Source organism: Gordonia sp. SL306 (assembly GCF_026625785.1).
GTDB lineage: Bacteria > Actinomycetota > Actinomycetes > Mycobacteriales > Mycobacteriaceae > Gordonia.
In genome coordinates this window covers 2,021,053-2,043,161 of record NZ_CP113063.1, presented here as the reverse complement: position 1 = coordinate 2,043,161, position 22,109 = coordinate 2,021,053, and the positions used below count along the sequence as shown (strand labels likewise).

The 22,109-nt window shown below is 66.6% G+C and carries 22 protein-coding genes and 1 pseudogene; 9 read left to right on the top strand and 14 right to left on the bottom strand.

The features are described 5' to 3' along the window. Positions 1–128: 128 nt before the first annotated feature. On the top strand, positions 129–1,106 hold the full coding sequence (locus tag OVA31_RS09355) for a GlxA family transcriptional regulator (protein WP_267630791.1): 978 nt from the start codon (positions 129–131) through the stop codon (positions 1,104–1,106). Positions 1,107–1,147: 41 nt separating this feature from the next. Beyond that, the gene (locus OVA31_RS09350) at positions 1,148–2,044 is read left to right on the top strand and encodes a LysR family transcriptional regulator (protein ID WP_267630790.1); all 897 of its coding nucleotides are present in this window, start codon (positions 1,148–1,150) and stop codon (positions 2,042–2,044) included. 35 nt (positions 2,045–2,079) lie between these two features. Here the strand turns inward: OVA31_RS09350 and OVA31_RS09345 are convergent, their stop codons facing one another. The 3 genes from OVA31_RS09345 to OVA31_RS09335 form a co-directional block, all read right to left on the bottom strand. After that, a complete protein-coding gene (locus tag OVA31_RS09345) occupies positions 2,080–2,886 on the bottom strand; it encodes a TetR/AcrR family transcriptional regulator (RefSeq protein ID WP_267630789.1) in 807 nt (268 codons plus the stop codon). Positions 2,887–3,020: 134 nt separating this feature from the next. Beyond that, a complete protein-coding gene (locus OVA31_RS09340; RefSeq protein WP_267630788.1) occupies positions 3,021–3,212 on the bottom strand; it encodes a ferredoxin in 192 nt (63 codons plus the stop codon). A gap of 110 nt (positions 3,213–3,322) precedes the next feature. After that, on the bottom strand, positions 3,323–3,469 hold the full coding sequence (locus OVA31_RS09335) for a DUF1059 domain-containing protein (protein ID WP_267630787.1): 147 nt from the start codon (positions 3,467–3,469) through the stop codon (positions 3,323–3,325). Positions 3,470–3,671: 202 nt separating this feature from the next. Between OVA31_RS09335 and OVA31_RS09330 the strand changes: the two genes are divergently transcribed. Further along, positions 3,672–4,976 (top strand): cytochrome P450, encoded by a 1,305-nt coding sequence (locus tag OVA31_RS09330; protein WP_267630785.1) that lies wholly within the window; start codon positions 3,672–3,674, stop codon positions 4,974–4,976. Here the strand turns inward: OVA31_RS09330 and OVA31_RS09325 are convergent. Continuing rightward, positions 4,960–5,112 (bottom strand): hypothetical protein, encoded by a 153-nt coding sequence (locus OVA31_RS09325; RefSeq protein WP_267630784.1) that lies wholly within the window; start codon positions 5,110–5,112, stop codon positions 4,960–4,962. The two genes, OVA31_RS09330 and OVA31_RS09325, sit on opposite strands and share 17 nt — an antisense overlap. A gap of 140 nt (positions 5,113–5,252) precedes the next feature. Then, complete coding sequence (locus tag OVA31_RS09320) at positions 5,253–5,633, bottom strand: hypothetical protein (RefSeq protein ID WP_267630783.1); 381 nt, start codon at positions 5,631–5,633, stop codon at positions 5,253–5,255. Between the two features lie 213 nt (positions 5,634–5,846). Here OVA31_RS09320 and OVA31_RS09315 point away from each other — a divergent pair, with 213 nt between their 5' ends. Further along, positions 5,847–7,265 carry a DUF2252 domain-containing protein gene (locus tag OVA31_RS09315; protein ID WP_420714202.1) on the top strand — a complete coding sequence of 473 codons (1,419 nt, stop codon included), beginning with the start codon at positions 5,847–5,849 and terminating at the stop codon, positions 7,263–7,265. Positions 7,266–7,276: 11 nt separating this feature from the next. After that, complete coding sequence (locus tag OVA31_RS09310) at positions 7,277–8,773, top strand: hypothetical protein (protein ID WP_267630779.1); 1,497 nt, start codon at positions 7,277–7,279, stop codon at positions 8,771–8,773. On the opposite strand, the gene OVA31_RS09305 is transcribed toward OVA31_RS09310, so the two are convergent. Then, positions 8,774–9,058, bottom strand: coding sequence for a hypothetical protein (locus tag OVA31_RS09305; protein WP_267630778.1), 285 nt, complete (start codon positions 9,056–9,058; stop codon positions 8,774–8,776). A gap of 93 nt (positions 9,059–9,151) precedes the next feature. Between OVA31_RS09305 and OVA31_RS09300 the strand changes: the two genes are divergently transcribed. Further along, the gene (locus tag OVA31_RS09300; protein ID WP_267630777.1) at positions 9,152–11,806 is read left to right on the top strand and encodes a LuxR C-terminal-related transcriptional regulator; all 2,655 of its coding nucleotides are present in this window, start codon (positions 9,152–9,154) and stop codon (positions 11,804–11,806) included. 15 nt (positions 11,807–11,821) lie between these two features. On the opposite strand, the gene OVA31_RS09295 is transcribed toward OVA31_RS09300, so the two are convergent. Together OVA31_RS09295 and leuA are read right to left on the bottom strand one after the other, a co-directional pair. Beyond that, on the bottom strand, positions 11,822–12,256 hold the full coding sequence (locus tag OVA31_RS09295; protein ID WP_267630776.1) for a DUF6325 family protein: 435 nt from the start codon (positions 12,254–12,256) through the stop codon (positions 11,822–11,824). A 332-nt stretch (positions 12,257–12,588) separates the two neighbouring features. Then, positions 12,589–14,439, bottom strand: coding sequence for a 2-isopropylmalate synthase (leuA, locus tag OVA31_RS09290; protein WP_267630775.1), 1,851 nt, complete (start codon positions 14,437–14,439; stop codon positions 12,589–12,591). A gap of 383 nt (positions 14,440–14,822) precedes the next feature. Between leuA and OVA31_RS09285 the strand changes: the two genes are divergently transcribed. Further along, positions 14,823–15,257, top strand: a complete 435-nt coding sequence (locus tag OVA31_RS09285) for a hemophore-related protein (protein ID WP_267630774.1) — start codon at positions 14,823–14,825, stop codon at positions 15,255–15,257. Positions 15,258–15,421: 164 nt separating this feature from the next. Here the strand turns inward: OVA31_RS09285 and OVA31_RS09280 are convergent, their stop codons facing one another. Next, complete coding sequence (locus OVA31_RS09280; protein WP_267630773.1) at positions 15,422–15,988, bottom strand: nitroreductase family protein; 567 nt, start codon at positions 15,986–15,988, stop codon at positions 15,422–15,424. Positions 15,989–16,016: 28 nt separating this feature from the next. Continuing rightward, the gene (locus tag OVA31_RS09275; RefSeq protein ID WP_267630772.1) at positions 16,017–17,540 is read right to left on the bottom strand and encodes an MFS transporter; all 1,524 of its coding nucleotides are present in this window, start codon (positions 17,538–17,540) and stop codon (positions 16,017–16,019) included. A 168-nt stretch (positions 17,541–17,708) separates the two neighbouring features. On the opposite strand from OVA31_RS09275, the gene OVA31_RS09270 reads away from it, so the two are divergent. Beyond that, complete coding sequence (locus OVA31_RS09270) at positions 17,709–18,419, top strand: TetR/AcrR family transcriptional regulator (protein ID WP_267630771.1); 711 nt, start codon at positions 17,709–17,711, stop codon at positions 18,417–18,419. On the opposite strand, the gene OVA31_RS09265 is transcribed toward OVA31_RS09270, so the two are convergent. The 3 genes and pseudogenes from OVA31_RS09265 to OVA31_RS09260 form a co-directional block, all read right to left on the bottom strand. Continuing rightward, positions 18,388–19,326, bottom strand: coding sequence for an MFS transporter (locus OVA31_RS09265; protein ID WP_420714201.1), 939 nt, complete (start codon positions 19,324–19,326; stop codon positions 18,388–18,390). The genes OVA31_RS09270 and OVA31_RS09265 overlap by 32 nt on opposite strands. Positions 19,327–19,386: 60 nt before the next feature. Further along, positions 19,387–19,674 (bottom strand): annotated as a pseudogene (locus OVA31_RS24675) (MFS transporter); the annotation flags it as partial. 15 nt (positions 19,675–19,689) lie between these two features. Continuing rightward, entirely contained in the window at positions 19,690–19,863 is a 174-nt protein-coding gene (locus tag OVA31_RS09260; protein ID WP_267630770.1) for a hypothetical protein, read from the bottom strand. Positions 19,864–20,020: 157 nt separating this feature from the next. On the opposite strand from OVA31_RS09260, the gene OVA31_RS09255 reads away from it, so the two are divergent. Continuing rightward, positions 20,021–20,650: a TetR/AcrR family transcriptional regulator gene (locus tag OVA31_RS09255; protein WP_267630769.1), complete on the top strand. Its 630-nt coding sequence runs from the start codon at positions 20,021–20,023 to the stop codon at positions 20,648–20,650. A 171-nt stretch (positions 20,651–20,821) separates the two neighbouring features. On the opposite strand, the gene OVA31_RS09250 is transcribed toward OVA31_RS09255, so the two are convergent. Then, positions 20,822–22,096 (bottom strand): hypothetical protein, encoded by a 1,275-nt coding sequence (locus OVA31_RS09250; protein ID WP_420714164.1) that lies wholly within the window; start codon positions 22,094–22,096, stop codon positions 20,822–20,824. Positions 22,097–22,109 lie beyond the last annotated feature (13 nt).

Sequence of the window (22,109 nt, the reverse complement as noted above, 5' to 3'; positions counted from 1 at the left end):
GGTGCAGAACGGGTATGGCCAAGCCTGCCGCGGTGTGGTTCGGTTGGGTAGTGGCCCACATGCACACTTTCGATGAGATCGGGCCACAGGTCGGACGGTAGAGGATGACCGACCAGATGCGGAGGGATATGCGCACCGCCATCCATGTGTTCGACGACGCGTCGCTGTTTCACATCGCCGCGCCGCAGATGGTGTTCGGTGAGGTGGCACGGCTCGGTCTCGCCGAGGATTGGGCGACGACGCTGTGGTCGCTCGACGGCGGCGCGGTGCGGACCGCCGAGGGCAACACGCTGTCCGATGTCGCGGATCCGTCGGTGGCCGACGACGCCGACATCGTGATCATCCCCACCTGGCCCGCCGACCTGCCGCCGATCGGCGACGGACTCCGGACCGTGATCCGCGACGCGCATGCGCGTGGGGCGGTGATCGTCGGTCTGTGCCTTGGAGCGGTGGCCGTTGCGGACTCGGGTCTCATCGCCGGGCGGTCCGCGGTCACCCACTGGCAGTGGATGTCTCAACTCGCCCAGCGTGATCCGACCCTGCGGATGGATTCGTCGGTGCTCTACATCGACCACGGCGACGTGATCACGTCGGCTGGCACCGCCGCATCCATCGACGCATGCCTGCACATCGTCCGGCGATTCCTCGGTGCGTCGGCGGCCAATCGGGTGGCGCGCAGTCTGGTCGTGGCACCGCACCGCGACGGCGGCCAGGCCCAATACATCGAGCGTCCCGTCGCCGACCATCCTGCCGGTGACCCGATCTCGGACGTGTGTTCCTGGGCGCTGGCACACCTCGATCACGATCTCTCGGTCGATGAACTGGCCGCGCGTGCGCGCATGAGCCGTCGGAGCCTGGTCCGCAACTTTCGGGGCGCCACCGGGATGTCGCCGGCGAAATGGGTTCTGGACCATCGCCTGGACGAGGCCCGTGTGCTGCTCGAGCGGACACGATGGGGAATGGACCGTATCGCCCACGCCTGTGGATTCGGGAGTGCGGTGACGATGAGGCAGAACTTCGTAAAGGTGTACGCGACCACGCCGTCCGCCTATCGAGCGACCTTCGGCATCGAGGCGGCCGCGACATCATCATCCGCGATGATGTAGCAGATCCGAACTGTTGTGGACCTTCGATAGGGTTCTTCCTCATGGATGTGAAGCGGCTGCGGTTGCTGCGGGAGTTCGCCGATCGCGGAGCGGTCGGTGCCGTCGCCGACGCGATGCACATGACGCCGTCTGCGGTGTCGCAGCAGCTGAAGGTGCTCGCCAAGGAGTCCGGCGTGGAACTCCTCGAGCAAGACGGCAGGCGGATACGCCTCACGGACGCGGGTCGGGCTCTGGTCCTGCGCGCCGACGAGGTGATCGCCGCCGTCGAGCGGGCCCAGGAGGAGATGGCCGGGTACCGGTCGGGGAAGAGCTCGGTGCGCCTGGCGATGTTCCCGTCGGGTGCGACGCTGTTGCTGCCGGCCGTGCTCGATAGGGCCTCGGGTGCGGGGATCGACGTGCACGCCTCCGAACTCGACGTCGGCTACTCCGATGCGGCGCCGTCGCTGGCGGATTTCGACGTCGTGGTGACCCACCGGGACGAGCGCACGGCGTCGGTGCGTGAACCCCGTGTCGAGGTGACCGAGTTGATGCGTGAGCCGGTGGACGTGGTGGTCGCCCGCGAATCGACGCTGGCGCACCACGACGAGGTCGAGGTCGCCGAGCTGGCCGACCACGACTGGATCAGCGTGGAGGGGGGATTCCCCGTCGACGATGTGTTGCTGTCGATTTCGGCGGTGACCGGCGTGGCTCCCCGGGTGACGCAACGGATGCTCGACTTCGCGACCATCGAGGCCATCGTCGCGGCCGGTCACGGTATCGCGCTGATACCGCGCTTCGCGGTGCGGCATCCCGGGGTGAAACGGTTGGAACTCAAGGGTGTTCGGGCGGCACGGGTGTACGAGGCGCTGACCCGGCCGTCGTCGCGGATTGCGGTGCAGGCCGTGGTGGGCCACCTCTCGGAGTCGGCCCGGCGTGAATCCGACCGTTCCCGAACATGATTCGCATGGCGGGGGCTTCGCGAGCGCGGCCGGGGTCAGCTGCCGGCGGCGGACCTCGCCCGCCGACGCGGAGCGGCCTTGGTGGCCGGCGCCTTGGTGGCAACCCGTGAACGCTTGGCCGCACTCTTCGGCGCGTTCTTCTGCTCGTCGATGAGCCGACTGGTGTGGTCGAGAATGCAGCTCAGCCCGTACTCGAAGTTCTGCTCGTCGGGAGCGCCGCCCACGCGGCCCTTGGCGGCGGCCTCGGCGAGCAATGGGGTCTGATCGGGTGTGATGATCAGATTCTCGTAGTACGCCTGGGCGGCCGAGTCCTCGGCCTTGTTCTTCTCGTGCAGGCGCTCGAGCACCACCGACCCTCGTACGTGCAGCTGCACTGCCGAGTAGCTGTCATAGGCATCCTCGAGGGACAGCCCTTCGCGCATCAGGTTCTCCACCGACCTCTCGATCTCCAGCGCGCCGAGCTGCGCATTGCGCGGCCCGAGCGAGGACCTGATGAGGATGAGATCGCAGAGGATCGGGTTCTTCAAGAACACGTCCCGCATGGCGTGAGCGTGATCATGGAGACGCGTCCGCCAGTCGTCGCTCGAATGCTTGAGGGCCGCGGCGAGGCCGTACCGTTCGAGGGCGCGGTCGGTCATCGCGTTGAGGAGGTCGTCCTTCTTGCGGAAGTACCAGTAGATACTCGTCACGCCGACGCCGAGATGCTTGCCGAGCAACGGCATGCTCAGGTTGTCGACGCCGATCTCCTCGGCGAGTTCGAAAGCGCCCTTGATGATTTCCTCGGGATCGATGGATCCCCGCTCCCGCCGTTCGCGCTTCGGGGCGTTCTCCTTGCGTGCCATCCCTGAACCAGCCTCTCTGACAGCCCGTATTGCCGCCACTGTAGCGCATACGGGATCCCCCTGCCGGTGCGCTGTGGTGCGTGGCACGGCATGAATCGGGGCGGGTCAGGTGATTTCGGCCGGGTACGCCTCCGTCAGGGTTCGAGGGTGAGCGCCGCCGACGGGCAGTTGTTTGCCGCCTCACGCAGAATCGGCTCGCCCGCTGTGTCTGCGGCGGCATCATCGATGTCGACGTAGCCGTCGTCGTTCACCTCGAAGACCTCGGGTGAGGTGGCTTCGCAGAGACCATGCCCGACGCATCGGTCGGTGTCGACGGTGATGCGCATCGTGATGGTCCTTCCGCCGAGAGCAGGCCGGTCCGTCGGATCATTCGTACTGTATGGGCAACAGTATTGACCGGCGGCCGTCCGGTCAACGCGGAGCGGCGAATCGGCCCTCAGTAGGCCATGAACAGGATCTCGTCCCGGCTGTAGTCGTGGTCGGGATGGTTCTCGGCCAGGTGCTTCTGCACCAGCGTCACCAACTCGTCCTCGTCAGTGCCCTTCATCATCTCGCCGCACGGGCAGGTCAGTCGTGTCTTCATGGTGGTCACCTCGGTGTCGATCTCGTGTTCGGATGTGGTGGCCGCGGGAATTCTCGGCCGGTGTGTTCGAGATTACCCGCATCGTCGTCGACCGGGGCGGCCGCCCGGTGGCCTGCGGAACCGCCCTGGCGGCAGCTCCGATTGACAGTACTGGATGGCATACGGTAGACCCATCAGCGCAGCCCGACTCTTTGGAGGAATCATGCCCGAGGCCAGCGAACTGACCTCCGCTCACGCCTTCCATCCGCTCGACATATCGGCAACCGCCTTCTGGGAAAAGGACTTCCGCAACCGCGACGACACCTTCGCCGAGCTACGTGCCGTCGACGGTCTGACGTGGCATCGTCCGGCCGAATCGATGTTCCCGCATGAGGAGGCCGGATATTGGGCGGTGACGCGGCATGCCGACATCCGTCATGTCAGCCAGCACCCGGAACTCTTCAGTTCGAGCAACGGGATCAGCATGGATCCGATGCCTGCGGAGATCCAGCGGAGCATGACCTTCTTCCTGACAATGGACCCGCCCGAGCACACGCGCTATCGCCGGCTGATCTCGATGGCGTTCACGCCGAAGCAGGTCCGTCGCATCGAGGCGCAGATCGGGGCGAATGCAAAGCGGATCGTCGGCGAGTTGCTCGACGACCTGGATTCCGGCGCGCCCGTGGACTTCACAGACGCCGTGTCGAAGAAGCTCCCGATGCTGACGATCTCGGAGATGATCGGTATCCATCCCGACGAGCACGAAGCGGTCGCGTTCGCCGCGGAGAGCGTCTTCAGCGCCAGCGACGACGAGTACGCCGGTGGCCTGGAGGAGCAGGCGGTCTTCCTGATGACCCAACTCGGCATCCTGACCGGTGCCGGAGTGGAACTGGCGAAGAAGCGACGGGTGGACCCGCGCGACGATCTGATGACGAACATCGTCAACGCCGAAGTGGACGGGCACCGGCTCACCGACGATGAGATCGGCGCATTCATGGTGCTGCTCGGCTCGGCGGGCAACGACACCACCAAGCAGACGACTTCGCATGCCTTCAAGGCGCTGATCGACAATCCGGATCAGCGTCGGTGGCTGCTCGAGGATCTCGAGGGGCGGATCGGCGGAGCCGTCGACGAGTTCATCAGGTGGTCGACGCCGGTGATCAGCTTCGCCCGGCACGCGGCGGTCGACACAGAGCTCGCCGGCACGCCGATCGCGGCAGGGGAGAAAGTCGTCCTGTTCTACTGCTCAGGCAATTTCGACCATGAGGTCTTCGACGACCCGTATCGGTTCGACCTGGACCGTTTTCCCAATCCGCACGTCGGATTCGGTGGCGGGGGCCCGCACTTCTGTCTCGGCAAGCAGCTCGCCGTGATGGAACTGACGCATTTGTTCACCGAGCTTCTGACCCGGCTGCCCGACGTGGAACTCGGCGATCCGGAGTACGTGCGCAGTGACTTCGTTCACGGAGTGAAGCGGATGCCGATCCGTCGGGTCGCAGGCTCGAACAGGGTCAGCTGGCCGGAATGACCTCGGGCAGCTGATCGTCGACACGAACCGGAACCGGGCGTGTGCCTGCATGTGCGAGCAGGCCGATCATCGCGCCGATCCCGACGGTGGTCACGATCAGAACGGAGAGCAGGGCAAAGATGAGTGTGGTGTCCATATGAGACCATTCTCCGCGTGAACTGCCCCGATGGCACGCCTCCGGGCGGAATCGTACGGAGGTTCACAGTGGGTGCGCAGATGTGACACACGACCGGTCAAGGCCAGTCACGCGTTTCCGGAACACTAACACCTCCGGATTCAGCCGAGTGCCTTGGCCTTGAGTTGCGCGAACTCCTTCTCGTCGATCGTCCCCGCGTCCAACAGAGCCTTGGCATCGGCGATCTGTTCGGCCGATGATCGTCCGCTGACGGAGCGGATGTAGTCGTCACTCTGCTGTCGTGCCTGTGACTGCGCCTCGGCCGCGCGCTGCGACATGCCGTGCCCGCGAGCGATGAGGTAGACCAGGGCCGTCAACCATGGCACGACGATCAGGAACACCACCCAGACCGCTTTCCACCAGCCGGACAATGCCCGATCTCGGAAGAGGTCGGTGATGATCCAGAACAAGATCATCAGGTAGGCCAGGAAGGCGAACACGACCAGCGTGTACCAGATGAAGTCCCAGAATGAATCCCACATGGTCGTCTCCTTCGATAGCGAAGCACCCGGATACCTCCGAGGTACCGGGCTCGCCTCATTATGCGAGTGATCCGACCGCCGGCGGATCATCCGGAGCGGGTGAGTTCGCCTGCATCGGGGGATCTTCATACCGCCTGGGTGATGCCTGCTGGTCGGGAGAGCTGTCATCGTCGGATGATGGACACGGCAGTCGACACGACCGGCGGTGAGCCGATGATGCACGCCGGCCCCGGCTATCTCTCGATCACCGAGCGCGTGGCGTCCGGACGCGCCGCCAGGAAACGGGTGGCGCCGGGTGAGCTCGGCGAGGTGCCGCCCGGTGTGCTCGATGCGGGCACCCACCGAGACCCGATGGAATTGCTCCTGCAGCAGGCGGATTCCCGGGTACCCGAACTGGTGCCGATCCGCCACGGGCGGATGGCGCGGTCCCCGTTCACGTTCTATCGCGGCGCCGCACTCCCGATGGCCGACGATCTCTCGCAGACACCGCACAGTGGCATGACCGTACAACTCTGCGGGGATGCCCATCTGAGCAATTTCGGCTTCTTCGCGACCCCGGAACGTCGACTCGCCTTCGACGTCAACGATTTCGACGAGACATATCCCGGCCCCTTCGAATGGGATGTCAAGCGGTTGGCTGCGAGTCTTGTGGTGGCCGCGCTCGACAACGGATTCGGACGCAAGGAGGGGAAGGCCGTTGCGCGGGAGTGCGCCTGCGAATACCGCGAGACGATGGCCGCGCAGGCGAATCTCGGAACCCTGGACAGCTGGTACAGCCACACCGAGCCGGCCGGGAACCTGGACGGGATCCGGCAGACGATCAACGCCGTGACCGCCAAGAACCTGGAGAAGCAGATCAAGAAGGCGTGGCGGCACAACACCCTCCAGGCACTGTCGAAATTGACCACGGTGACCGACGGGAAGATCGGTTTCGTCAGTTCGCCGCCGCTGATCGTGCCGGTCGAGGAACTGCTGGATCCGACCGAGATGGAAGGCGCCTACGCCGAACTGAACGAGCGGTTGCGCGACTTCCGAGAGACGATGCCGCCGCATCATCGTGTCCTGCTGGACAAATTCGAACTCGTCGCGATGGCGCGCAAGGTGGTCGGCGTGGGCAGTGTGGGAACTCGGGCCTGGGTGGTGTTGTTCCGCGGCAAGGACGATGGCGATCCGTTGCTGTTGCAGGCCAAGGAGGCGCAGGAGTCGGTGCTCGCGCGCTATCTCGACGGTCCCGAACACCTGAACCAGGGTGAGCGGGTGGTCAACGGCCAGCGACTGATCCAGGCCGTCAGCGACGTGTTCCTCGGCTGGGACTCCGGTGTCGGTTTCGACGGCGTGTACCGGGACTTTTATCTCCGCCAATTGCGAGATGGCAAAGGCTCGGTGGTGATCGAGACCCTCGATCCCGCTGCACTCCGGGCTTACGGACGGGTGTGCGGCCGTGTCCTCGCCTACGGTCATGCGCGGTCCGGGGATCCGATCGCGATCTCCGAATACCTCGGGTCGACCGACGAATTCGATCGCGCCATGGGACGATTCGCTATCAGATACGCGGAATGCAACGCCCGTGATCACGCCACATTCGTGGCGGCCATCGACCGTGGAGCGATCGCAGCGATCGCCGACTACTAGGAGGCCCGGACGTGGCGGAAGCCGGATCCGACAGTGCTCGCCCCCTTGACGCTCGCCCCCTCGACGCCGACGAACGTGCCGAGCTCGAGCGCCTGAGAGCAGAGGTGGCGGGCCGATCCGGCCGCCGTCGGGAAGGGCCGTCGATATGGCGCCGCATCGGGGCGACCGTGTTGGTCATTCTGTGTGCGCTCCTCGCGCTCACCTCCGTGACCACCCGTTACGTGCGTGGCGAGCTCCTCGACACCGAACACTATTTGACCACCGTGACACCGTTGGCCTCCGATCCTGCTGTGCAGGCGCAGGTCTCCGCCGCGGTCACCGAACAGATCGATTCGCGGGTCGACATCCAGCAGATGACCCAGCAGGCGCTGCAGCAGATCGTGGACCTGACCCCCGCGGACCGGCCCCGCGTCGATCAGGCGCTGATCGGTCTGGCGCCCGTTCTCGCATCGCAGGCCGAGTCGTTCGTGCACAAGACGGTGGACGACTTCGTGCGCTCGTCGACCTTCAAGGACCTCTGGGTGGCGGCGAATCGCGCCGCACATCGATCGGTGGTCGCCGCGGTGACCGGCGAAACCCAACGCGACGCGGTGAAGATCGGTTCGGACGGGACGATCAGCATCCAATTGGGTCCGATCATCGAACAGGTGAAGCAGCGACTCCAGGACCGCGGCTTCGCCTTCGCCGGCAGCATCCCGCAGGTCGACAAGCAATTCGTTGTGTTCCAGTCGCCTGACCTGGCCAAGGCGCAGCGCTGGGTGCGGGCGCTGGACAAGATCGCGTCCATCCTGCCGTGGCTGGCCATCCTGGCGGCCGTCGGGGCCGTGGCCCTGATCGGATCCGGACGACGGCTTCGCATGCTCGCGATCGTGGGGATCGCGATCACCCTCAGCATGCTCGTCCTCGCCATCGGGCTGCTCGTCGGACGGGCGATCTATCTCGGCCAGGTTCCGCCCGACGTGCTCTCACCAGATGCCGCACGGGTCATCTTCGACACCGTCGCGGCACCCCTACGTCTCGCGTTGCGGGCGGTCGCGGTGGTGGGCCTCGTGGTTGCGGTGGCGGCGTTCCTCGCCGGTGGCTCGCGGGCGGCACTGGCGGTCCGTCACGGATTCACCCGAGGCGTCGGAGCCGTCGACTCCCGTCGGTCCGCACGACAGCCCAACACCTTCGAGCGCGTCCTCTGGCAGGCGCGGATCGCGGTGCGGATCGGCGTGGTCGCGATCGCCGCGCTGGTGTTGATGTTCTGGCCGTATCCGACGGGGCTTGTGGTCATCTGGACCGTGGTGATCGCGTGCGTGGTGTTGGCGGCCCTCGAAGTGGCCATGCAGCCCGCGCGCCGTACCCCCGTCCCGGTGGTCGAGGGCCCGGTGGACGAGGGGACAGCAGACGAGGGCCCGGCAGACGCGGGAACAGCAGACGAGGGCCCGGCAGACGCGGTGACGGCCGATGACGAGACGGCGGGACCAGACGACCCGCCCGTCAGCGTCCGCGGCGATCAGGCCTGATCATTCGTCGCGGCCCTGGCTCTCGCCGGAATGTTGCGGGGAGTGTTCCGGGGAACGCTCCGGCCCAGCGACCCGGGAGTCGTCTCGGCGACGGGCGATCGCGCGTTCGATCAGGGCAGCGGACTCCGGATGGGGCGTCGAGCGAACGATGGGATGACCGATGACGGCCCGCCGGTTCGCCCGTCCGGGACGCAGGGCCACGACCACCACCTCCTTCGTGCCTGCGGCGACGCTTCGCTGCGCGCACATCTGATCGTCACAGACCGGACACCGTGATGTCGCCATTCCATTCGAATGAGTGAACGGGTGCGCCGATCGGACGGATTAGACTCTGTGCAGGTCCCCCGGGCCAGTCGGGGCGTCGTAGACGGGATCCGTGTGAACGAGTCGATCGGTCACCTAGCGCCGGGTGCCAGGCTGCGCATCTCGCGCCCCGACCTACCTCCGGGTCATGTCCGGCTGCGTCGAATCGACCGTGCGTTGACCACGTGCCGGCCGGGTCAGGTCGCCGTGGTGTCGGCCGGGCCCGGTTATGGGAAGACACTTGCGGTTGCCGCGTGGAGCCGTCACATCGCGACGGAACCGGTGGCGTGGCTGGCGGCCGACGAGTCGGATGGTCTCCGGTCGTTCTGGGGTGGCGTCGTCGGGGCACTGTCGGCCGCTGGCGCTTTTCGTGATGGCACGGCCGTGACCGATGTGGTCCCGGGAGTCGGGTTCGATCGCAGCGAGGTCGAGCTCGTCATCGACGGCCTCGCGGCCACCGAGACGCCGGTGACGCTGGTGGTCGACGACCTCCATCGGATCGCCGACCAGGCCGTTCTCGAGTCCGTCCGGTATCTGATTTCCCGTCAGCCCGCGCAATTGCGGCTGATCCTGATCACCCGTGCGGCCTCCGAACTCCGGCTCCAGAAACTGCGACTCACGGATCGGCTCACCGAGATCGGTTCCGATCAGCTCGCGTTCACGCACGCCGATGCATTCGAATTCTGTACGCGCGCAGGAGCAGAACTCTCCGAGGAGGATCTCGACACATTGCTCGTGCGGACGCAGGGATGGCCCGCAGGCCTCCGACTCGCGTTGCTGAGTACCCGTGACGCAGATATCCACGACGCACTGGCGCAATTCGGTGGCCGCAACGAAACCGTCGCGGCGTATCTCGTCGAGGAGGTGCTGGAGAATCTGGCACCGACCGATCGGAAATTCCTGCTGTCGAGCAGCATTGTGGAGATGATGACCGGCGAGCTCGCGCGTGCGCTGACCGGGCGGATCGACAGTCGGCATGTCCTGGACAGCCTGGTCGAGGACAACCTGCTCACCGTCCGGTTGTCCGATCGGCCGGACTGGTATGCCTATCACCCCCTGTTCCGGGAACTGTTGTTGGATCGCCTCGCGGCCGAGAACCCGGATGCCCCTGCTGATCTCCATCGTCGAGCGGCGGCCTGGTTCGCCGAGAGCGGGGATCCGATCTCGGCTATCCGGCATTACGGTCTGGCCCATGCCTGGGCCGAGGTGGCCGAGGTGCTGTGCCGGATCGCACTGCCCCTGGTGCTGTCGACGCAGGCGCCTGCCCTGGCAGCGGCGTTGGCACCGACGGCCGCGCAGGCCGACCGACGGCCGACGGCCGACACCCTGATCGTGGCGTCGATGCTGGCATATCATCGCAGTGACTACGGCACGATGATCCGAGATGCCGACGACGCGACGAATGCCTTGCGTGGCAGACCGACTCCGCCTGCCGCAACACAGATCGTGCTCGCCCTGACGCGGATGGTGCACGCCCGGCTGAGTTCGCTCGACGATGTCGTCGACCGGTGCGACGAGGTGCTCGGACTGGTGGCCGGAGTGTCGCGCAGCGAGGTGCCTGCCGCCCAGGCCTATGCGTTGATCGCCAGGAACAACCGCGCCATCGGCCTCTTTCATCGCGGTGAGATCGACTTGGCAACAAAAGAACTCGAATCCAGCCGGATCAGCGCCGACGGTGCGGGGCTGAGTCTGATGGCGATGGCGGCCGATACCTACCTGGCGCTCGCCGATCTCGCGGACGGCGCGTTGCCGGAGGTCCGTGCCCGGACGACGGCGATCAGGTCGCTCGCCGAGCGTCGCGGGTGGACCCGTCAGCCCCAGGCGATGGCGCTCTACGCCGCCTCCGCCCTGACCCACCTCGAGAGCCATGAACTCGAGGAGGCCGAGCGCGCGATCGCCATGGGGCGCAGTGCCGTCGAGCTCGGTACGGACAGCGGGGCCTGGTTGATCCTGGAGGTCTCGGCGGTCTGGCTGGCGGTGGTGCGCGGTGATCTCTATGCCGCACGCACAGCATCCAAGCGGCTCGAGGCCGTGCGTGAGCAGGCCGGCCGGCTGCCGTCGCTGCTCAGCACGTGGTATCAGGTCACGTCGGCGGAGGTGCAGATACTCGCAGGCGAGGCCGATGCCGTGATAGCACGGCTCCGCGATCCGGCGCGTGCCGACTCGTATGCCGGTGCCCTGACGAGGGTCACTCTCGCCAGGGCGTACCTCTCGGCGGATCGACCCGGTGACGCGGCGGACTTGTTGGGCGCGACGAGTACCTTTGCGCCGCATCGTCTGCAGGCGGTCGAGGCAGCGGTGCTGTCAGCGGTGGCCTCGGCGCGGCTGCAACGGGAGTCGGTCGCACTCGAACGCATCGGCGACGCGACGCGGCTGGCGGCACCGATCGGTCACATACGGCCGTTCGTGACGGCTGGGCCGCCGGTGCGGGCGCTGCTCGACAGGCACCAGCACCTGGCCGACGACAACGCCGGCTTCATCCGGCGGCTCATCGCGGCGTGCGGCGGCACGGCCGGACCGGTCGATGGTGCGCCGGTGGGTGTGCTCACCGAGCGGGAGCTGGTGGTTCTGCGATACCTGCCGACCATGTACAAGGCGTCGGAGATCGCCGCAGATCTGTTCGTCTCGGTCAACACGGTGAAAACCCATCAGCAGTCGATCTATCGGAAGTTGGGGGTGTCGACGCGTCGTGAGGCGGTCGACCGAGCCCGCGAACGGGACCTGATCTGATCGTCGGCCACGGCCTCATCCAGGAAGCTCGGTCGTCAGAGCCGCGACCACCGCTCCTGTCGGGATGCGTCCCTGGGCGATGATCTGCGATCCCGACGTCTGCGCGAGCGTGGCAAAAGGGCGGGCGCACAGGTATTCCCAGACGATCACAATGGCGCTCCGCCCCGGTGTCACCGCAGTCGCGATGTTCTCCACATCCTCGAGGGCCAGGATCTCGGCGAGAGATGTCACGAAGTCCGCGAGGCGGGGGTCCTCGACCGTCTCGACCTCGGTCACATCGACCGCGCCGTCGGCGTCGACGGAGATCGCCACCAGGTCGAGGACGCGCATGGTGCCGGCCGCCATGAGTCCGGCGATCTCCGTGATCATGTGATCGATGAGAGTCGTTGTGTCGTCGGGGAGTTCGACGACGATGTAGTCGATCGGCCCGAGCTCGGCCCGGTCGGCCATGCTGACCCCTCTCGCCGAGTGGAGCGCGGACGGTGCGCCCGATCCTCTCCTTGGAGTCTGTCCCGCTCGGGGGCGGAAGTCGTCATCCGGAAAGGATGACGATCGTGTCGGATGCCGAAAAGGGGTGGGCCGGGACCCGGTCAGCGGGGATCGCCCGCTGTTCGATGGATCCCGGCCCACGCCTCGACACGATGAATCGGGGGTCGCCCGACCATCGTGGGTCTGCTGGCGCGCCGAATGGGGTTGGCGCGTCGATGATCTCGATACGCGGCTCCTCCGTCGCCGCTACTCGATCAGCGAGGTGGGAGGTGGCTTTGGTGGGTGGGTCGCCGCTACGGGGCCCAGGTGCGCGGTGCGGCGGCGGCTTCGTCGGCGGCCGGCGCGGTCACGCGGTTCGCGCGGTTGACCGCCGAGACCACCGCACGGAGGCTGGCCGTCGTGATCGACGACGCGACGCCGACGCCCCAGACGGTCTCGCCGTTGACCTCGGTCTCGACGTAGGCCGCGGCGCTGGCGTCTCCGCCTGCGGTGAGTGCGTGTTCGCTGTAGTCCAGGACCCGCACGTCGAAGCCGACCGTGGACAGCGCGTCCACGAACGCCGCGAGCGGCCCGTTGCCGCTACCACTGATCTCACGCTCGACGCCGTCGACCTTGACCACCACGGTGATGCTGTCCTCGCCACCGTCGACCTCGGCCGCATCCACCTTCTGGCGCATGCGCTCGAGCGGTCGGACCGGGTACAGGTACTCCTCGGCGAACACATCCCACATGGCCTTCGGGTTGACCTCGCCGCCCTCGCCGTCGGTGATCTTCTGGATCTCGCGGCTGAACTCGATCTGCAGGCGACGCGGCAGGTTCATGCCGTGGTCGGCCTTCATGATGTAGGCGACGCCGCCCTTGCCGGACTGGCTGTTGACCCGGATCACGGCCTCGTAGTTGCGGCCGACGTCCTTGGGATCGATCGGCAGATACGGCACCTGCCACAGGATGTCGTCCATGTCCTGGTCGGCGTCATCGGCGTCGATCTTCATCTGGTCGAGGCCCTTGTTGATGGCGTCCTGGTGGCTGCCCGAGAAAGCCGTGTACACGAGGTCACCGCCGTACGGGTGGCGTTCGGGAACGTTCAGCTGGTTGCAGTACTCGACCGTGCGCCGGATCTCGTCGATGTCGGAGAAGCTGATCTGCGGGTCGACGCCACGGCTGAAGAGGTTCATGCCCAGGGTCACCAGGCAGACGTTGCCGGTGCGCTCGCCATTGCCGAACAGGCAGCCCTCGATGCGGTCGGCGCCTGCCTGGTAGCCGAGTTCGGCTGCGGCGACGGCCGTTCCGCGATCGTTGTGCGGGTGCAGGCTCAGGATGACCGAGTCGCGACGGGCCAGGTTGCGATGCATCCACTCGATGGAGTCGGCGTAGACGTTCGGGGTCGCCATCTCGACGGTGGCAGGCAGGTTGAGGATCATCGGACGCTCGGGGGTCGGCGCGATGATCTCGGTGACGGCGTCGCAGACGTCCTTGGCGAAGCTGAGTTCGGTCCCGGTGTACGACTCGGGCGAGTACTCGTAGCGCCAGTTGGTGTCGGGGTACTTCTTCTGCTCATCGAGCACCTTGTGAGCAGCGTCGGTGGCGATCTTCTTGATGGCGCCCTTGTCGGCGCGGAACACCACGCGTCGCTGCAGTACCGACGTCGAGTTGTAGAAATGGACGATCACGTTGGCCGCACCGCGGCACGCGTCGAAGGTGCGCTCGATCAGCTCGTCGCGGCACTGTGTGAGCACCTGGATGGTGACGTCGTCGGGGATCGCGTTCTCTTCGATGATCTCCCGGACGAAGTCGTAGTCGGTCTGGCTGGCCGCCGGGAAACCGACCTCGATCTCCTTGTAGCCCATACGGACCAGCAGATCGAACATCCGCCGTTTGCGGGCCGGGCTCATCGGATCGATCAGGGCCTGATTGCCGTCGCGCAGATCCACCGCGCACCACATCGGCGCACCCGTGATGATCTTGTCGGGCCAGGTTCGATCGGGGACGGCGACGTTCTCGACCTCATCGGCGAACTGACGATAACGATGAGACGGCATCGCCGAACTGCGTTGAGTGTTCCAGACCGGTTGGCCGGAGGGAATGGGGCCGGACGGCTCGACGATACGGCTCGTGCCGGAAGTGAATGAGTCTGCTGCTGCCATTGGTGGTCAATCTCCGTGAATCGAATGGGGAAGATGACCGGCGCATGAGTAGGCCCGCGACGGAGGGCCGGTCATTCAGACCCCGCCGCGGCAACCGAGAAGGAGCGCGCGCTGCATGTCTCGGACTGTACTCCCCACCGATGGTGCCGATCAAATGCCGTCGGCCCCGAGGCTGGGCGGCCGCAATCGCCGCCCGCGGATTCCGACATGCGGGCACAAACCCGGCAAAAGGGCTCTGACCAGCGAGAAATATGCGCGGACTGTTGAGCGATTCTCAGTCGTATCTCATGTGGCGCCGCTAGTTTTCGTCGCATGCCCGGCCCGTCGGGCCGTGCATGTCGCGCGACGGCTCCGCCGTTCGACCGACAACGAAGGATGTGTACATGACTCAGTCCACTCGCCCCGGTAAGCGGTTCGCCCGCGGTGTCGCCTGCAGCGTCGCCGGTGCAGGCATCGCGTCGGCCATCGCGGTCGGAGGCGTCGCGACTGCGGCCCCGGCAACGCCCGCGCCGCACTCGAGCGTGCCGGGTACCCACTGCAGCGTGTCCCAGGTGGAGGGTGCTCTCGCGAAGCAGGACCCGGCATTGTGGAAGCGCATCGACGGCAACCCGAAGATGAAGAAGCACTTCGAGTCGGCGATGACGATGACGAAGGAACAGAAGCAGGCCAAGCGCGCGGAGTTCCGCAAGAATCACCCGACCCGCGCGTCGATCAGGCAGTTCATGCAGGATCACCACATCATGCCGCCGATGCGCACGGAGATGAAGAAGAACCACGACGCGATCAAGAAGGCCAAGGCGACCTGCGAGCAGTTCTGATCGTTCACAGCGCCCGTCGATCGGGCACACGAATCCGTCGATCGTGCGCAGGTTCGCGCCGAGTGTGCGCACGAACTCGGTACTGTGCCCGATCGGCGTGGAACTGTGCCCGGTCGGCGTGGAACTGTGCCCGATCGACGGGGAACTGTGCCCGATCGGCGGGGTCAGGGACTTCCGAAGGCGTGACCCCAGGTCTCGCTGAACGCCACCTCGTCGAGCGGTAGTCGGGTGCGCGGGCGTTCGTCGCGCTCGCGGATCTCGGGTGCCAGGGTCGCGGGATCGGCGAGCTTGCCGACGCCCAGCAGGACCAACGGTCGTCGGTCGTCGGGGATGGCGAACAGTTCCCGCACACGAGCGGGGTCGAACCCGGCCATCGGGTGACCGTTGAACCCGAGATCCGCGGCTTGCAGGATCATCTGCGCCACTGCGAGTCCGGTGTCGACCGTCGCGTAGGTGCGGGCCTTCTCGTCGTCGGGTTCGGCGGCCGTGCACACGAGGACCAGCGCCGCGGAGGCAGGCGCCCACCCCACGTTTCCGCTGGTCAGGACATCGGTGAGCTTCATGAACGTGGCATCGCCCCGAATCCCGACGACGAACCGGACCGGCTGGACCCGACCCCAGGTCGGCGCCCACCGGCCGGCCTCCAGGATCGAGGTCACGTCGTCGGTGGAGATCGTCGCGTCGGGGTCATACCCTCGCGCGCTCCAACGTCCTTCGATCAGCTCGTGCACGAGGGCAAGGCTAACGCCTCCGACCCGATCAGTCCTGCCGCACGTCGGCTGCGGTGCGGTCGCGCATGACGACGGTCAGCACGACCGCGAGCACGCCGAGTGCGATCACGCTCGCGAGGGATGCGGCATGCATCCCGTCTACGTAGGCGTTGCGGGCCGCGTCCGCCAATCCTGTTCCGCCGTCGCCCATCTCGAGGGCGCGGTGCATGGTGTCGCCGAGCGTGTCGCCGAAGGTCCAGCCACCGGAGTTCTCCCGGAACACCAGCGTTGCCAGCGAGCCGAGCAGCGCGAGCCCCAGTGCGGTGCCGAGTTCGAAGCTCGTCTCGGAGATCCCCGACGCCGCACCCGAACGCTCGACCGGAACCGACCCGACCACCACATCGGAGACCAGGCTGAACTGGATGCCGTATCCGATGCCGGCGATCGAGGTGAAGACGAGGTAGATCCACAGCGGGCTGGACATCGACAGCGCGAGCAGCCCGAGGTTGCCGACCGCCGCGAGCAGCACCGACCCGACAAAGGCGGCTCGTAGCCCGAGCGCCGCGACCACCCGGGACGCGCCGATCGAGAAGACCGCCACCGCGACCGCCATCGGCAGCCCCGCGAGTGCTGCGGTGAGGACGTCGAACCCGCGAACCGACTGCAGGTAGACGCCGGTGAGGTACGACATCCCGCCGAGCGCCATCATGCCGACCAGCGCCACCGAGACAGCGGCGCTGAACTGCGGGTTCCGGAACAGGGCGAGGTCGAGCAGTGGTGCGGCCACCCGCCTCTGATGCGCCAGGAACAGTGCGAGCATCACGACGCCGAAGACGCCGATCGCCACGACGGTTCCGCTGATGCCGTCGGCCGCCATCGTCTTCACCGCATACACGAGCGGCAGGATGCCCAGCATCGACAGCGCCACGCCGACCACGTCGAACCGCGTGGTGTTGGGCGCGCGATACTCGGGCACCAGCCGAGGACCGGCGATGAACAGCACTGCCAGCACCGGCACGTTGATGAGGAACACGACGCCCCACCAGAAGTGGTGCAGGAGCACGCCGCCGATCACCGGACCGAGCGCACTGCCGCCGGCGAACGCGGCCGTCCAGACGCCGATCGCCCTGGCCCGGTCCCGGGCGTTCGGGAACATGTTGGCGATCAGCGACAGGCTCGAGGGCATGAGGGTCGCGCCACCGACGCCCATCAGGGCGCGTGCGGCGATGAGCACGCCGGCGGTTGGTGCGAATGCGGCAATCACCGAGGCGACACCGAACAGCGCCGCGCCCGCCAACAGGATGCGCCGACGACCCAGGCGATCGCCCACGTTGCCCATCGTGATGAGCAGGCCGGCGATGAGGAATCCGTAGATGTCGAGGATCCAGAGCTGCTGGGCCGCGGACGGGTCGAGGGCCTCGGTGATCGCCGGAATGGCGAGGTAGAGGACCGAGAAGTCCATCGAGACCAGCAACACGGGGAGAGTGAGGACACCGAGTCCCCACCACATGCGTCGGTCGGCGCCGGAAGGATCCCGTTGGCGCTGATCTGACGATGGGATGAGGGTGGACATGTCGAACTCTCCTGGATCTCGCAATACTGGCGAAGGCGTACGCCGCCGGGTGGCCGCGTACGCCGTACGCTTGGAAGGGTACGAGAATGGGTACGCTGTACGCAAGTGAATTATTCCCACAGGTCACCGGGGTGATCGGTGGGCGACACCGGGGAGAGGGATCGACGATTGCCGTCTGACGAGAAATCCGCTGCAGACAAGTCCGCGGTCGGCGCGAAGCTGACTCTCGGAGCGATCGTCGATGCCGCGATCGACGTCGCGGACCGGGACGGCATCGGCGCGTTGTCGATGCGCCGGATCGCCGACGAACTCGGTGTCGGGGCGATGTCGCTGTATCGGCACGTCGATGACAAGGACGCCCTGCTCCAGCAGATGTCGGAGGAGATCGGCAGGCGGTTCCCGTATCCGGTCGACGAGGCTGAGCCGTCGTCGTGGCAGGAGCGGGTACGGATCATCGTCGAGATCGACTGGGAGTTGTATCGCCGCCACCCCTGGGTGGTGCTCGCATACTCGTCGCCCAGGCACAGCTTCGGTGATGAGTCCCTGCGGTGTCTGGACTGGTTCGCCGCGGGCTTCCTGGATCTCGGTGTCGACCTCGTCGAGGCGACCGGGATGGCGCTCGCGGTCTGGACGCACGTGCACGGCGTCGCGCTGGTGGCCGTCAGTGACGACCTGCTGCGCACCGAGAAGCCCTCGGAACGGCCGGACGGGCTCGAGGACCTGATCGGGGGTCGGAGCAAGGCCGTGGCGCCGCATCTCTCCGAACTGTCCGGATGTGACACGGCGCCACGGCTTCTCGACCCGCGATCCCGCCTCGACGACGGGATCGCCTATCTGTGTGCCGGATTCACTGCACGGGGGCGGCAGGTGCAGGGGTAAGCGTCCGACGCTCGCCCTGGGTGATCGCCATGAGCACCGCGCCAACCGTGAGCAGGATGGCGGCTGCCAGCACTGTCACTGTCATGCCGTGGGCGAAGGTGGTCGTCGAGGGTGAGAGGCCGCGTGTCGCGGCCCCGAACACGGCGACCATGATGGCGAGACCGACGGTGCCGCCCAATTGTTGCGCGGTGTTGACCAGCCCGGATGCCGCTCCGGCGTCGTCGGGGTGCACGCCCCGCAGCGCCGCGGTGGTCAGCGACAGGAACGCCATTCCGCCGCCTGCGCCGATGAGCACGAACGGTCCCAGCAGGGCGAGATACGGCGTCTGGGCATCGAGCGTGGTCAGCCAGAACAGGCCCGCTGCCGCCACCGAGAACGCGGTGATGAGGAGGGCGCGAGTGCTGAACCGCCCGACCAGCACACGTGCGGTCACCTGCGAGGCGGCGAAGGTGGCCACCGTCATCGGGAGGTAGGCGACGCCGGTCTCCAAGGGGCCGTAGTGCAGGACCTCCTGTAGATACTGGGTCAGGAAGAACATGATGCCCATGAACCCGGCGACCATCACCAGTCGGCCCAGGTGGGCCGAGCTGCGAGACACGCTGGCGAACAGCCGCAGTGGTGTGATGGGTTGTGGTGCACGGCTTTCGGTGTAGACGAAGCCGATCAGGAAGGCGAATCCGATGATCAGCGCCACGATCGTCACCGATGACGACCACCCGTGTTCGGCAGCGTTGACCAGACCGTAGACGATCGCTCCGATGCCTGCCGTCGAGTACAGGGCGCCCTGGAGGTCGAACGCCCCGGGCTGGGCGGCGGTTCGTGGCAGCGACAGCAGGCCGGCGATGATCACGACCGCGCCGATGGGCACGTTGACGAAGAACACCCATCGCCAGTCCAGCCATTGCACGAGGGCGCCGCCGAGCACGAGTCCCAGCGAGAATCCGCCGATCGACACCGCGGTGAACAGCGCCAACGCGCGAGTCCGTTGGCTTCCCTCAGGGAAGCGGGTCATCAGCAGGGCCAGCGCGGCCGGCGCGGCGAGTGCGGCGCCGACGCCCTGAAATGCCCGGGCCACCAACAGCATCGAGGTGTCGGTGGCGAAACCGCCGAACATCGATGCCGCGACGAACAGGCTGAGTCCACCGAGGAAGGTGCCCCGACGACCCAGGATGTCGCCGAGTCGGGCGCCGAGGAGGAGCAGGCCCCCGAAGGTGAGGGTGTAGGCGTTGAGGACCCAGGACAGGCTCGAGGTCGAGAAGCCAAGGGACCGTTAGATATCCGGTAGGGCGACGTTGACGATCGTGGCATCCACGACCACCATCAGCTGGCATCCGAGAACCGCGAGAAGAACCAGTGCGTCGGTGTTGATCCGTGACCGCAACCGGTGGATCCGGGACGGCTGTCCCGGAATCCGGATGCGTTCGAGGGATGGCGAAAGAGACATTGATGAGCTCTTTTCGAGTAGGGATTGTGGAGTACACTCAGCGGTGAAACGGAAGCTTCCTCCGATTAATATACGGAGGATTCATCCGTTTAGCAACAGCTGTGTGGAAGCAGTGGTGTCGAAACAGATGCTGTACCGACCGTGAGGAGTGGATGTCGTGGGCGCCCGATCCCGTCCTGCCGCGAAGGCCGTCGATGACGAGACGAATGCGCCGGCTCCGGCATCCCAGCGGCCCACCCGCGCCGACGCGGCCCGCAACTACGACAAGCTGGTCGCAGCGGCGCAGGACTTGTTCGCCACCGAGGGCACCGATGTCGCCCTGGACAAGGTCGCCGCCGAGGCCGGGGTAGGTGTCGGGACGCTCTATCGCCACTTCCCGAACCGCGCCGCGTTGCTCGAGGCGACGTTCCGCAGTTACTCGGCGCAGATCGTCGCCGACGGCTGGCGCCTGCTGGACAGCGAGTCCGCCGTCGCCGCACTCGAGGGCATGTTCGCGGCCTATATGGCGACCGCGGGAACGAAGCGTGGGATGCGCGAAGCCATCCTTGTCGCCGTCGGCAACGATGCGCCGGTCTTCGAGGAAACCCGCACCAACTCGCGGGAATTGATGACCGCCATCCTCGAGGCCGGTAGACGCAGTGGAGATTTTCGCGACGACGTGGAACCGGTCGACATCACGCGTCTGATGGGCGGTTTGTCGATGACGTGCGTGGCCGAGGACACCGAGGAGACCCGCCGGCGGCTGATCGGCGTGGTCCTCGACGGTCTGCGACCGCCGGGTCGGTGATCGGTAGGCCTGCCACCGACTGCCGACTGACGATCGAGTGGTCGCGAGGAACGAGCGACGTATCGAGGCACGCGCGCGCGATCTCGATACGCGCGCACTCCGTTCGCGCTACTCGATCAGCAGGTGGGGCTCGATCAGCAGGTGGGGCACGATCGGCAGGGGTCGGGGCGGCTACATCGCGTGTGGGTACACCGTGAGCATGTGAGCTCCGAACCACGCGCTGCCGATGACGATCGGCACCATCGTCGCGATCCCGACCGCTGGGCGCCAGCGGGCGAGAACCATCGCGACGGGTACCAACAGGACAAAGGCCGGTAGGAGCAGTCGGGCGCGGCTCATCATCAACCCGCTCGACAACACGATGGACGCGATGACCAGCGCGCCATAGAGCAGCACGGGCCACGGCAGCCTCGACCACGCCGCGATCACCAGCATCGCCATCGTCGACAGGATGATCCAGGCGGATGCAACCGGCGCGACCTCCCCAGCGTGGACGAGTGCATCGTTCACGAAGTCGAAGGTGGCGCGGCCCCAGTCGAACTCGGTGCCCCAGCCGACGGTCTGGATGGTGAACCAGCCCGTCGGCGATCCCGTGTGGGCCCACACGACGGCGAGGTAGCCCAGATATCCGAGAGGACTGATCACCACCGCCGCCCACGCCCGCCAGCCGTCGCGTCGCGCCAGCAGTGCCGCCAGCATCACCACTCCGATCAGCACCATCGCGGTGGGCCTGCTGGCGCCCGCGAGGCAGGCGCAGATGCCTGCGAGCAGCCAGTTCCGCTCCAGGATGCCGATCAGCGCCCAGACCGCCAGGGCGCAGAACAGCGCTTCGGTGTAGGCCATGTTCAGCACCACCGACATCGGCGTCGCGGCAAAGAGGGCGACGAGGAACAGTCCAGTGCGACGGGGATCGACCGCTCCGATCGGGGACTTGTCGGCCATCGCGCGGGCGCACAGGGCGCCGAGGCGGGCAGCCCCCACTGCGGCGATGCAGCCCAGGACCAGATTCACCGTGATCGCGGCTCCGTAGGGCGTGATCAGCGGCAACTTCGCCACGGCGCCGACCAGCATCGGATAACCGGGGAAGAAGGCATACGCGGTGTCGGGGGTGTGCAGGCCACGGGCGTCGGTCTGGGTGAACGGCACGTCGGCGTAGCCGTATTCGGCGATCGCCACCATCCACTTGCCGTCCCACAGCCACAGCGCGTCGCCGAGCGTGGTGTCCCGAAGCTGAGCGAAACGCGCGAGGACCAGGATGCCGATACCTCGGATGGCGAGGAACAGCAGGATGGGCTGGAGCCAGGTACGCAGCGGCGTGTGAGGCCGAGACCCCAGGCGCGACGGACGGTCGGCGGAGCGCTTCTGGCCCGATTGTGGACCCGGCCGACGGTCGTCTGGTTCGCGACGACCAGCGGGGGTCGTGCCGACGTCGGTTCCAGTGGCCACCTGAGCGATGTTA

Coding starts and splice junctions, on each gene's coding strand:
- OVA31_RS09330 (WP_267630785.1), top strand. CDS start 3,672: ATGCCCGAGGCCAGCGAACTGACCTCCGCTCACGCCTTCCATCCGCTC.
- OVA31_RS09295 (WP_267630776.1), bottom strand. CDS start 12,256: ATGGCCGACCGGGCCGAGCTCGGGCCGATCGACTACATCGTCGTCGAA.
- OVA31_RS09345 (WP_267630789.1), bottom strand. CDS start 2,886: ATGGCACGCAAGGAGAACGCCCCGAAGCGCGAACGGCGGGAGCGGGGA.
- OVA31_RS09260 (WP_267630770.1), bottom strand. CDS start 19,863: ATGTCTCTTTCGCCATCCCTCGAACGCATCCGGATTCCGGGACAGCCG.
- OVA31_RS09305 (WP_267630778.1), bottom strand. CDS start 9,058: ATGGCGACATCACGGTGTCCGGTCTGTGACGATCAGATGTGCGCGCAG.
- OVA31_RS09350 (WP_267630790.1), top strand. CDS start 1,148: ATGGATGTGAAGCGGCTGCGGTTGCTGCGGGAGTTCGCCGATCGCGGA.
- OVA31_RS09355 (WP_267630791.1), top strand. CDS start 129: ATGCGCACCGCCATCCATGTGTTCGACGACGCGTCGCTGTTTCACATC.
- OVA31_RS09335 (WP_267630787.1), bottom strand. CDS start 3,469: ATGAAGACACGACTGACCTGCCCGTGCGGCGAGATGATGAAGGGCACT.
- OVA31_RS09315 (WP_420714202.1), top strand. CDS start 5,847: ATGATGCACGCCGGCCCCGGCTATCTCTCGATCACCGAGCGCGTGGCG.
- OVA31_RS09275 (WP_267630772.1), bottom strand. CDS start 17,540: ATGTCCACCCTCATCCCATCGTCAGATCAGCGCCAACGGGATCCTTCC.
- OVA31_RS09320 (WP_267630783.1), bottom strand. CDS start 5,633: ATGTGGGATTCATTCTGGGACTTCATCTGGTACACGCTGGTCGTGTTC.
- OVA31_RS09325 (WP_267630784.1), bottom strand. CDS start 5,112: ATGGACACCACACTCATCTTTGCCCTGCTCTCCGTTCTGATCGTGACC.
- leuA (WP_267630775.1), bottom strand. CDS start 14,439: ATGGCAGCAGCAGACTCATTCACTTCCGGCACGAGCCGTATCGTCGAG.
- OVA31_RS09340 (WP_267630788.1), bottom strand. CDS start 3,212: ATGCGCATCACCGTCGACACCGACCGATGCGTCGGGCATGGTCTCTGC.
- OVA31_RS09285 (WP_267630774.1), top strand. CDS start 14,823: ATGACTCAGTCCACTCGCCCCGGTAAGCGGTTCGCCCGCGGTGTCGCC.